This is a genomic window from Bifidobacterium avesanii (assembly GCF_009299475.1).
Classification (GTDB): Bacteria; Actinomycetota; Actinomycetes; order Actinomycetales; family Bifidobacteriaceae; genus Bifidobacterium; species Bifidobacterium avesanii.
This window is the reverse complement of the sequence record NZ_WBSN01000014.1, coordinates 58,482-69,833: the sequence shown is the minus strand read 5'-3', so window position 1 is coordinate 69,833 and position 11,352 is coordinate 58,482. Positions and strand designations below refer to the sequence as shown.

Below are 11,352 nucleotides of genomic sequence, written 5' to 3'. Positions count from 1 at the left end.
GGATGATCTCGGGCGCGTTGATGCGGTCGTCGTAGAACAGGCCGACGACCATGCGCTTGACGTCCTTGCGGTACATTGCGGACTCCAATCCGGACGCCAAAGCGTCCAACTTTTCGTCCGCACCCCCTTGGGAGCCGTAGCGCATTGGATTTGCTCAATCCGCGAAAGGCGATGGCCGGATTGAGCGAATCGAGTTCCGCATGGGCCTTCCACTATTCCGGTGCGGCCATCAGACTGCCGGACCACGGTCGCCGCATAGTCGCCGCATACAAAAACCGGCCGCCGCACGCATCATCCGCGTACGACGGCCGGTCGAAAGAAAACCGAAAGGCGGAAAACCGCTGCGATCACCGCCACCACATGGTCATGAGGAAGCCGACCATGAGGATGGCGAACGCGATGGCCAGATTCCAGGCGCCGATGCCGGGAATCGGGTAGTCGGTGGTCAGGTAGTAGGTCACGGCCCAGATCAGGCCGATGATCATGAGCGCGCAGAACAGCGGCACGAACCAGCCCGGGTTCGCCTTGGTGCCCTTGATGGATTCCTCGACGCGCTTGGTGTTCTCCGCCTGACGCTGCATCATGCGCTGCATCTGCGGGTTCAGAGCGGCCTTGTCCGCAGTGGCGTTGAGGATCGCCTCGACCTTGTCCATCGAGACGCCGTACTCCTCGTCGTTGGCCGCGTTGTCCTCGGCATCCGCATTTTCGCCCTTGGCTTCATCGGCGACGTCCGCTTCCCAGTCTTTCTGCGCCTTCGCCTCGGTTTCATGCAGTTCTTGCTCTGCCATGTGCTTGTCTCCTTTAGTAGGCTAGTAGTCATAGTAGTGGCTAGACTCGAACAGGCGGAACACGGCCGCACACGGCGGCAGGACGGGGACAGGGGCTCATGGCACGCAGAAAGACCGGTCGGCACGGCGTAAGGCGCTCGTGGCTCACGTCCGTGGCCGTCGTGCTCATTCTGGCCATGACCGGCTATCTGCTGGTGATCAACGTGCGCGCCAACCGCACCACATACTATGCGTCGGACACCGCCGGGCTGGTGGAGGAGCAGGCCAACCGCATGCAGCAGCTGAGCGGCGAGGTGAACGACCTGAGCAACCAGATCGACACGCTGCAGGGGCTGATCTCCGACGGTTCGTCCGATTCCGCGTCATCGTCCCCGTCGTCCCCGTCGTCTTCCTCGTCGGATTCCTCCTCATCGCTGGACGACGCCGGCGCGGGCGCCACGCTCAAGGCGGTCACCGGCCCCGGCATCACCGTCACGCTTGACGACTCCCCGCTGAGGGAGCAGGCGGCGAACGATCCGAAGAACGTGGACGCCTACGTGATCCACCAGCAGGACATCGAGGCCGTGGTGAACGCGCTGTGGAACGGCGGCGCCGAGGCGATGATGATCATGGACCAGCGCGTGCTGGCCAGCACCGCCGTGCGCTGCGTGGGCAACACCCTGCTGTTGGAGGACAAGAAGTATGCGCCTCCGTACACCGTGTCGGCGATCGGCCCCTCCGCCGGCATGCTCAAGGCCCTCAACGACTCCGAGGCCATCAAGATCTACAAGGACTACGTGAGGGTGTACGGCCTGGGCTGGAAGGTCCAAACCGTCGACCAGCTTGATTTTCCCAAGACCTCCTCGCAGCTGCAGCAGCTCAAGTACGCGACGGCCGTGCCATCCGCCAGCCCGAGCGCCAGCGCTAGCCCCAGCGCGAGTGCATCCGCGGGAACGACCGCGGGAACCGACGACGCCCAGAGCGGCGAGACGGGAGCGAAGCAATAATGGCTCGACATGGCGTTCTTCCCACGCGGCAGCGCAGCGTGGGATTCTCGATCCTCGGCGTGATAGGCGAAATTCTGCTCACGCTGGCCGCGGTGTGCGCGCTGTACATCGCATGGCAGCTGTGGTGGACCGGCGTGGTGGCGGAGCGCACGCAGATGGAGACCCGCCAGACGGTCTCCTGGTCCGATCCCGCCTCGTCGGGCAGCGGTACCCAAGTGGCCCAGCCGCAGCAGGGCGACCCGCCCGTGCAGCCCAGCGTGGTCACCGACGGCAGTCTCGTCGCGCAGCTGTACATCCCGCGCTTCGGCCTCAACTGGCAGCGCAACATCGTCGAGGGCATCAGCGCCGAGCAGCTCGCCAAGCACGGCCTCGGGCATTACCCCACCTCGCAGCTGCCCGGGCAGATCGGCAACTTCGCCATCGCCGGCCACCGCGGCGGCTACGGCGAACCGCTGGCCTATGTGGACCAGCTGCAGGAGGGCGACCCGATCATCATCCGCACGCAGGACTACTGGTACGTCTACCGCTATACCAAGTACAAGATCACCGTGCCGGAGGACGTGGCCGTGGTGTCGCCCGACCCGTTCAACGTGGGCGCGACGCCCACCCACCGGTACATCACGCTGACCACCTGCGAGCCGCGCTACAGCCCGACGCCGGCCACCCACCGCTGGATCAGCTGGGGTGAGCTTGACTACTGGGCCAAGGTGTCCGACGGGGTGCCGAAGGAGCTCGCCGCCACCGACTCGTCCGGTCAGGTGAAGTTCGCCGTGCAGGAGACCCCGTCCGTGTTCGCGCGCGTCAGCTCCCTGACGGACGTGCTCATGTGGGTCATGATCGCCTACGTGGTGATCTACCTCGCCGCGCTCGTGGCGTGGCGCTACCCGGCCCTGCGCAGCATCCGCGAGGGCGAGCGGCCGCGCCCGGACGCCAGCCTGTACGGTTGGCTGCTGCGGCGCCAGCCCGGGCCGGTCGTGATCCAGCTGCTGCTCGTGGCCATACTGGCGTTCGCCGGAGCCGTGGCGCTCTTCCAGTGGGCGTTCCCGTGGCTGGCCAGCAACGTGCCCATGTTCCAGCTCATGAGCGCCTACGTGTCCGTGGAGTGACGGCGGCGGGAAACGGGTAACGCCGGTGCGGTAAGGTGTGCGGTATGACTGATTCCGCGCGCATTCTCGTCATCGACAATTACGATTCGTTCGTCTACACGATCGTCGGGTATCTGAAGACCCTCGGCGCCACCGTGGACGTGGTGCGCAACGACGCCATCGACCCGGCCAAGCCCGGCGTGATCGACGGTTACGACGGCGTGCTCATAAGCCCCGGCCCCGGCGCCCCGGCCGAATCCGGCGCCAGCGAGGACATGATCCGCCTGTGCGCCAAGACCGGCAAGCCCATGTTCGGCGTGTGCCTGGGCATGCAGGCGCTCGCGGAGGTGTACGGCGCCACCGTGAGCCACGCGCCCACCATCATGCATGGCAAGACCAGTCCGGTGGAGCATGTGGACGACGAGATCTTCGCCGGCGTGGCCAACCCTATGACCGCCACCCGATACCATTCGCTCGCCGTGGAACCGGACTCCATTCCGGACACGCTCGAGCTCACCGCGTGGACGCAGGGCGACCATATTGTGCAGGGCCTCCGTGTGAAGGGCAAACCCATGTACGCCGTGCAGTTCCACCCCGAATCCGTGATGACGCAGGACGGCTACCGCCTGCTCGCCAACTGGCTCGCCGTGTGCGGCCAGACCAACGCGGTGGCCAAGTCCATCGGCCTGCAGCCGAACGTGGCGAAGTAGGCGGCGTGGCGGCGCAACGCAGAACCGGCAGGGTCACCCTGCATGATGTGGCGCGGGAGGCCGGCGTTTCCATCGCCACCGTGTCCTACTGCCTGAGCGGCAAACCGTATGTCAAGGACGTCACCCGGGCGCGTGTGCAGGCTGCGATCGACAAGCTCGGGTACGTGGCCAATTCCACCGCCCGCACCCTGAAGACCGGGCGCACCGGCATGATCACGCTGACGGTGCAGAGCCTTGAGCAGCCATACTATGCGGAGCTCGCCGAGCATGTGATCGACGTCGCGTACCGGCGCGGATACCGGGTGATGGTGGAATCGGCGGGATTCCGGCGCGGCCGTGTGGCCGGCATTGAAACCGTGCGCTGTGGCATGTCGGACGGTCTGATCATGACGCCCACGGCGATGAAGGCCGGCGAAGAGGGCCAGCTCGACGGCGATTACCCGCTGGTGCTGGTCGGCCATCACCCGTTTGACCCAATCTGCCCCGAATTCGCTGTGAACGACGTGCGGGCGGCGTTCGACGCGACCATGCATCTGGTGCATTCCGGATGCCGTCGTATCGCGTTCATCGGGGCGCAGTCGGGATTGACGGGCTACGGGCGACCCGTGGGCGTGCGACGTCTGGAAGGATATCGCCGCGCGTTGGAGGCGGCCGGCATTGCGTTCGACGATCGGCTGGTGCGCAATGCGTTCATGTGGGACGAGGACGAAGGTGCCAACGCCGTCAGCGGCCTGTTGGGCATGCACGCCGATCCCGACGGAATCGTCGTCGGCAACGACGCCATGGCGTTCGGCGTGATCCGCCGGCTGGCCAACTACGGGCTGCGGGTGCCGGATGACGTGCGCGTGATCGGCTTCGACAACGTTCGACAGTGCCGGTGCACCATTCCGTCGCTGGCGACGGTGGACGTGGGACGCCGCGAGGTGGCGGAGCGGGCCGTGGATTCGCTGATCGTTCAGATCGAGGAGGGCCGCAGGGCCACGCCCGTGCAGGTGACGGTGGGACATCGCATCGTGTGCCGGGAATCCGCCCCCGCCGTGGCGGAGGGCCGCAGGGCGGTTTGATCATTACTGGTCAAACACGACCGAATTTGCCTTTACTGTTCTAAACGTTTAATATAAAAGTCGAATGCAGGCCGATAACGTCCGGCATTCAGAAGCAGAGAACTGATAACGGGAAGGCCGTAGCGCTCCACGGCTTTTAAACGTTTCGAGAGATGAGGGCAGCGACATATGGGGTGCGATGTCCGCGATGCCACAATGCCGTCGGCAACTCCGGGCGATCCATGAAGAAGATTCCTCCAAGAGAAGCAGGATGAAATGACACAAGCACAAGGGCAATCCGGCGGTGGCCACAGGCTCCCGCAGAAGCTCACGATGGCGTTGGCGGCCGTGGCCATGTTCACGCCGTTCGTCACCGCGGGCACCGCGGCCGTGGCGGCGCCTACCGATCCGGTGAACGTAACGGTCAAGGGCGCGGACGTGGAAGCCGCGGCCAGGAACCGCAACGGCCTGACCTACAAAGGATTCGGAGCGCTGAGCGGCAACGCCACCAGTTCGTTGCTCATGGACTACAAGGCGCAGCACCCGGACAAGTATTGGGAGCTCATCCAACTCCTGTTCGGCGGCGAGCACCCGATCATGAACGCCGTCAAGGTGGAGATGGGCAACGATCGCAACAATTCCACCGGCCCGAACGTCGCCACCATGCGCACCGCGGACGAGTACCCGGACGTCGCACGCGAGCCCGGCTTCCAGCTGGCCGCCGACGCCAAGAAGGTCAACCCCAACGTCAACGTGAGCCTGTTGCGCTGGAGTTCCCCGGCTTGGGTGGGGGACAACGAGGCCGGTGACAAGGCCAGCCAGGACAACATCTACAAGTGGTACAAGAACACCATTCTGGCCGTCTACCGCCAATACGGGTACATGGTCGACGTGGTTAACCCGGCCGTGAACGAGCGGTACAAGCAGTACGACGAGGTCGCCCCGTGGATCAAGGACTTCGCCGAGCGCGTGCAGAACGACGCCGACGGCTTCATCGGCACCGGCGAGGATGACCCGAACGCCGGTTTCAAGTCCGACGAGGAAAGGAAGGCCTTCAACGCCATTCGCATCATCATGGGCGACGAGGCGTACCTGTGGAGCAGCCAGCAGTGGATGTACTCCGATCCGCAGCTCATGAAGGACGTGGACGTCGTCGGCTACCACTACGGCACCGGCGACGATACGGCCGACACCTTCAAGCGCCTTGCCGACGAAGCCGACAAGGAAGTGTGGAACTCCGAGGCGCAGTCCACGTTCTCCGCCTCCGCGGACCGTCCGAACAACACCATGAACTCGGACTCCGGCGAGCCTTCGCCCGGCGACGGCACGGACTTCGGCGGCATCTACAGCGCCTTGGAAATGGCCAACTGGATCAGCACCGGGTTCAACCACTCCCGCCGTACGCTGAGCATTTGGCAGCCCGCCATCGGCTCCTTCTACGAAGGCTTCCAGTACTCCTCCAAGGAGGTCGTGAACGCACGCGACCCGTGGAGCGGCTGGATCTACTACGACGGCGGCGTGGCGGTGCTTCAGCATTTCACCGAATTCGCCAAGACCGGCTGGGAGACCGACCCCGCGAACCCGACCGCCAACGGTATCTGGCGCGGTATCCCGCAGGCTTCCGGCAGCGATCTGACCGACGGCAATCCCCCGGGGAAGGGGTCGGACGCGAACTCCTCCCGTGGCGGCGCCAATTCGTACACCACGCTGGCCTCCCCGGACAAGAAGGACTTCTCCACCGTCATCGTCAACGACAGCAAGTACGCCAAGACCTACAACATCAAGGCCGAGGACCTCGACCTGGGCGCCGACAAGACGATGGAGCTGTGGGAGACCCGGTCCGCGGACAAGGGCTCGGGCGAGTCCTACGCGGCCAACTACCTCAAGCTGCGTGAGGAACTCCAGCCCAACGCGGACGGCACCTACACGGTGACCGTCAAGCCGTGGTCCATCCTCACCGCCACCACGCTCAACTCCGGCAAGGTGGGCGATTCGTTGAGCAAGGCCAAGGCCTCGCCCGAATACACCTCGGAGAACGGCGGACGCGACGTGCTCGACACCGACTCCACCGGCGCCAAGCAGGGCGTGACCAACGACGACTATCTATACGCGGACGACTTCGAGTACAAGGGCTATGGCAACGTGCTCACCCTCGATCCGAAGAGCGGCAAGCTCGTCGACTCCGGCGAAGGGTACCTCGAATCCCGCGGCGGCGATACCGGCGCCACGGCCCGCTACACCACTGATACCAACGGCGCGTTCGAGATCGTCAAACAGTCCGACGGCGGCCATGTGATGCGCCAGCAGATCGGGCCGGACCAGAAGGGCGGCGCCTGGGTGGACAGCGACCCGCGCACCACCATCGGCGACAACCGCTGGATGAACTACACCGCCTCCGTCAAGGTTCGCTTCGAGACGGACGCCGCCGGACAGTACGCCAGCATCGGCGTGCGCCAGCAGGGCGGCAACGCCGGCGGCACCGACATGTCCTCCGGCGAGCTCAAGGTTCGGCCGGACGGCACCTGGTCGTTCCAGCGCATGAACTGGGTGATCTCCCAAGGCAATCTGAACGATGTGGCGGGCGTCAACTGGAAGGCCGGCGCCGGCCAGTGGAACACCATCGCGGTCAAGGCCGCGGGCAACGTGTACACAGTGCTCGTCAACGGCGTGGAGGTCACCTCCTACACCGATACGTCCGCGCAGGCCGCGGGCCGCATCCAACTCGGCTCCAGCTTCAACAACGTGCAGTTCGACGATCTAGCCGTCACCACCGTGCCCGGCTACACCCCGTACGCCACGGCCCTCATTGACGACATGCACCAGACCAGCTGGGACAACGTGGACACCCCGGTCCTCAAGTTCAACGACAAGTGGAACCACTTCAACGCCCAGGGCATGTTCGTCTACCTGCGCACCATCTCCAACAGCACCGGCCAGGGCGCCGCCATGGAGTATGAGTTCACCGGCACGGGCCTTGACCTCAACGGCTCCAACTCCGGCGGAAAGGCGAAGCTCAATGTGTACGTCGACGGACAGCTGATCGCCGCGAACGCCCCGACGCAATGGTCCAGCGACACCGCGCCGACCGCGTTCACCCTGCGCGGTCTGAAGAACGGCAAGCACACCGTGCGCATCGAGACCGCCACCGCCGACCAGTTCAACATCGACACCGTGAGCGTGATCACCGCCAACGCGGACTCCTCCAAGGTGGACGTGACGGCCCTCAAGGCTGGTGTGGACGCCGCGAAGGACCTGTCGGAAGCCGACTACAAGCCCGAGGGCTGGGCTGCGTTCGCCGCGGTCCGTGCCGACGCCGAGGCCGCGATCGCCGACCCGTCCGCCTACGGTCTGGACGCGGAGGGCGCCGTCGCGCTGGCCGCCCGTCTGACCGCCGCGCAGAACGCGCTCGTCAACGTGCACGTGAGCGAGGACGTCAAGGATCTGGGCACCGTCACCCTCGCCGGTCCGGACGCCAAGCTGCCCGGGACGCTGAAGATCGACGGCGTTGACCACGCCGTCAAGTGGGACGATCCGGAAGCCGCCTCCAAGGTGGCCGCCGCCGACCCGAAGGCGTTCGGCACGACCACTCTGACCGGCCTGACCGCCGACAAGATCGGCGACGTGTACCAGCGCTTCACCGTCAACGTGATGGTGGTGCCGACCGACCTCGTCTACTTCGTGGACTCCGGTTCGACCGGTTCCGCCGCGGACTCCGCGTACGGGAACGTCAAGGGCCTGTTCCCCGACCTGCGCAACGGTCAGGCCGACCAGACTTGGAACGGCACGGACGAGGGCAAGGACTGGGGCTACTCCAGCGACGCGAACATCGTCGCCGCCGGCGACGCCAAGGACTGGGGCTCCTCCTACGTGGGCGCCAACTACAACCAGCCCGTCACCTACCATCTGACCCTGCCCAAGGGCAGCTACGAGATCGTCACCGTGCAGGCGCCGCGCGCAGGCCAGCAGACCAACGTCTACTCGCAGGTCACCGCCGCCGACGGCAGCACGCTGAGCGCCCGCCAAAACGTGACGTCCAACGGCGAGGCCACGGCCATCACCCACACCGTCAAGGTGAAGGACGAGTCCGTAGTGAACGTCGAGTTCGGCACCAACGGCACCTCCGGCTACAATGCGCGTCTCGCCATGGTGTACGTGCGCGCCGTTCCGGAGGCCTTGGGTCTGCAGGGTGCGATCTCCGCCAAGGGCGCACTGCCCACCACCGTCAAGATTGACGGCGTGGACACCCCGGTCACCTGGGGCGCCGCACCCACCGGTCTCAAGGCCTACGACACGGTCCACCTCACCGGTGACGCCAACAGCACCGCCGTGACCGCCGACTACGAGGTGATCCCGGACGGATTGACCTACTACATCGATTCCGGCACCAACGGCGCCGACTCCCCGCAGTACCTTGCGGTGAAGAACGCCGTGGCATTGAAGAACGACAAGGTCGACCAGGCCTCCGAGTCCGACGATCAGTGGGGTTACGTGGCGGAAGGCACGAACACCTACGCCGACGGCGCCGCGCAGTTGGGCGACAAGTACGCGACCGGTCTGTGGCAGGCAACCACCAAGCAGATCTACCGTCTGCCGCTGGACGCCGGCACCTACACGCTCACCGCCGGATTCAAGGAATTCTGGCCGAGCGTCACCGCACGCACCATGAACCACACCGTGAACGCCAACGGCAAGGAGCTCTCCAAGGGCTCCGTGCCGCTGACCGCCGCCGATTCGCCCATGGACGCCTCGCTCACCTTCACCCTGAGCGAGCCGGCCACCGTCGAATACGTGCTGACCAACGAGGGCGCCGGTGCCGAGAAGCCGGTGATCTCTTGGCTGGCCGTGGCGAAGAAGACCGATAAGACCGTGCTGCAGTCCGCTGTGGACGCGGCCGGCAAGTTGGCCGAAGCGGATTACACGGCCGCGACGTGGGCTCCGTTCGCCAAGGCTTTGGCTGATGCGAAGACCGTGCTCGCCAATGACGATGCCACTTCGGCGGACGTGAATGCCGCCGTGCTGGCGCTGCTCAAGGCGCAGAACGATCTGGTCACGGCCCCGGCTCCGGAACCCGAGCCGACGCCGGTGAACAAGACCGTGCTGCAGTCCGTGGTCGATGCCGCCGGCAAGCTGGTCGAAGCGGGTTACACGGCTGATTCGTGGAAGCCGTTCGCCAAGGCGCTGGCCGATGCGAAGACCGTGCTTTCCGACGCGAATGCCACGCAGGACGCGGTGAACGCCGCGGCCAAGGCTCTGGCTGATGCGCAGGGAGCGCTTGCCGAGGCTCCCGCTCCGTCCCCCGAGCCCGAGCCGACGCCGGTCGACAAGACCGCGCTCACCGCGGTGGTGGCCGATGCGAAGGCCGTCAAGACCGACGGGTACACCGCCGAAACGGTCAAGGCATTCAACGACGCGATCAAGGCCGCCGAGGCCGTGCTCGCCGACAAGAACGCCACGCAGAAGGACGTGTCCAAGGCGCTGACCGGTCTGGTCTCCGCGTGGACCGGCCTCAAGGCCGAATCCGCCACGCCCGAGCCCACGCCGCAGCCGGAAGCCGACCGCACCGCGCTCAATGCCGCCATCGCGGCCGCCGGCAAGCTGACCGAGTCCGGTTACACCGCCGACTCGTGGAAGCCGTTCGCCGAAGCTTTGGCCACCGCGAAGTCGGTTGCCGCCGATGCGAAGGCCGATCAGGCCAAGGTGAACGCCGCAACCGCGAAGCTTGTCGAGACGCAGGGAGCGCTTGTCGCCGTGTTGAAGACCGATGCGCTTTCCGCGGTGGTCAAGGGTGCCGAGACGCTCAAGCAGTCCGGCTACACGGTCGAGACGTGGAGCCCGTTCGCCAAGGCGCTCAAGGCCGCGAAGGATGTGCTCGCCCGCACCCAGCAGGGTGGCTCCGCCGCTCCGACGCAGTCTGAGGTGGATGCCGCCGCTACGGCGCTGGCCTCCGCCCAGAACGCGCTGAAGACGGTCAAGCCGGCTCCGGAACCGCAGCCCAACCCGCAGCCCCAGCCCGAGCAGCCGGCCGCCGTGGACAAGACGGCGCTCAAGGCCGCCGTCGAGCAAGGCGCCAAGCTGACCGAGTCCGACTACACCGCCGACTCGTGGAAGGCATTCGCCGCGGCCCTCAAGACCGCGCAGGACGTGCTTGCCAACGGGGACGCCACGCAGCAGGACGTCGCCGATGCCGCTGCCGGTCTGGTGCAGGCCGCCGGCGCGCTGGTCAGGGCCAACGCGGAGGGCAACAATCCGCAGCAGCCTGATCAGCCTGCCGATCAGCCCTCCAAGGATCAGCGGCCTTCCGCGGACGACCAGTCCGGAGAGGCGCCGTCCAAGGATCAGAACAACGCTGCGCAGCCGGCCGCCAAGGATCAGAACAAGAACCGGAACGCCGGCACCCAGCAGCAGCCCACTCAGTTGAGCAGGACCGGCGCCTCGGTGCTGGGCCTTGCCGCAGCGGCCGCCGTGATGATCGCTGCCGGTGCCGTTCTCACGCTGGCACGTCGCAGCAGGAAGGAGTAGCCATAGCCAGATAACTCCACGACTTCTGTTTCCTGGGACGGCGGTTCGGCCATGCATGCAGCGTGACCGAACCGCCGTCCTTTTCCTTTTCGTTGCGTTCCGTTGCATTGGCCGGTCTCCGATCGGCGCGTTCCGCACTTGTTATGGCGAGGAACAAAGGCATCACGCGGCCGACGCTCGGAACGGTGTGTTTGCCAACTGGCTCGCCGTGTGCGGCCAGA

6 protein-coding genes are annotated in these 11,352 nt (G+C 65.8%); 5 read left to right on the top strand and 1 reads right to left on the bottom strand.

Going from position 1 to position 11,352, the window contains the following annotated elements:
- Nucleotides 1–347 precede the first annotated feature (347 nt).
- Nucleotides 348–788 carry a cell division protein CrgA gene (crgA, locus tag DSM100685_RS07870; RefSeq protein WP_152350795.1) on the bottom strand — a complete coding sequence of 147 codons (441 nt, stop codon included), beginning with the start codon at nucleotides 786–788 and terminating at the stop codon, nucleotides 348–350.
- Nucleotides 789–886: 98 nt separating this feature from the next.
- Here crgA and DSM100685_RS07865 point away from each other — a divergent pair, with 98 nt between their 5' ends.
- The 5 genes from DSM100685_RS07865 (at nucleotide 887) to DSM100685_RS07845 (ending at nucleotide 11,131) form a co-directional block, all read left to right on the top strand.
- Complete coding sequence (locus tag DSM100685_RS07865) at nucleotides 887–1,774, top strand: DUF881 domain-containing protein (RefSeq protein WP_152350794.1); 888 nt, start codon at nucleotides 887–889, stop codon at nucleotides 1,772–1,774.
- Nucleotides 1,774–2,880, top strand: a complete 1,107-nt coding sequence (locus DSM100685_RS07860; RefSeq protein WP_152350793.1) for a class E sortase — start codon at nucleotides 1,774–1,776, stop codon at nucleotides 2,878–2,880. Before DSM100685_RS07865 ends, DSM100685_RS07860 begins: the two co-directional genes overlap by 1 nt.
- 44 nt (nucleotides 2,881–2,924) lie before the next feature.
- On the top strand, nucleotides 2,925–3,569 hold the full coding sequence (locus tag DSM100685_RS07855) for an anthranilate synthase component II (RefSeq protein WP_152350792.1): 645 nt from the start codon (nucleotides 2,925–2,927) through the stop codon (nucleotides 3,567–3,569).
- A gap of 5 nt (nucleotides 3,570–3,574) precedes the next feature.
- Nucleotides 3,575–4,633 carry a LacI family DNA-binding transcriptional regulator gene (locus tag DSM100685_RS07850; RefSeq protein WP_163201036.1) on the top strand — a complete coding sequence of 353 codons (1,059 nt, stop codon included), beginning with the start codon at nucleotides 3,575–3,577 and terminating at the stop codon, nucleotides 4,631–4,633.
- Nucleotides 4,634–4,888: 255 nt separating this feature from the next.
- Nucleotides 4,889–11,131, top strand: a complete 6,243-nt coding sequence (locus DSM100685_RS07845) for a 3-keto-alpha-glucoside-1,2-lyase-like domain-containing protein (protein WP_152350790.1) — start codon at nucleotides 4,889–4,891, stop codon at nucleotides 11,129–11,131.
- Nucleotides 11,132–11,352: the final 221 nt, after the last annotated feature.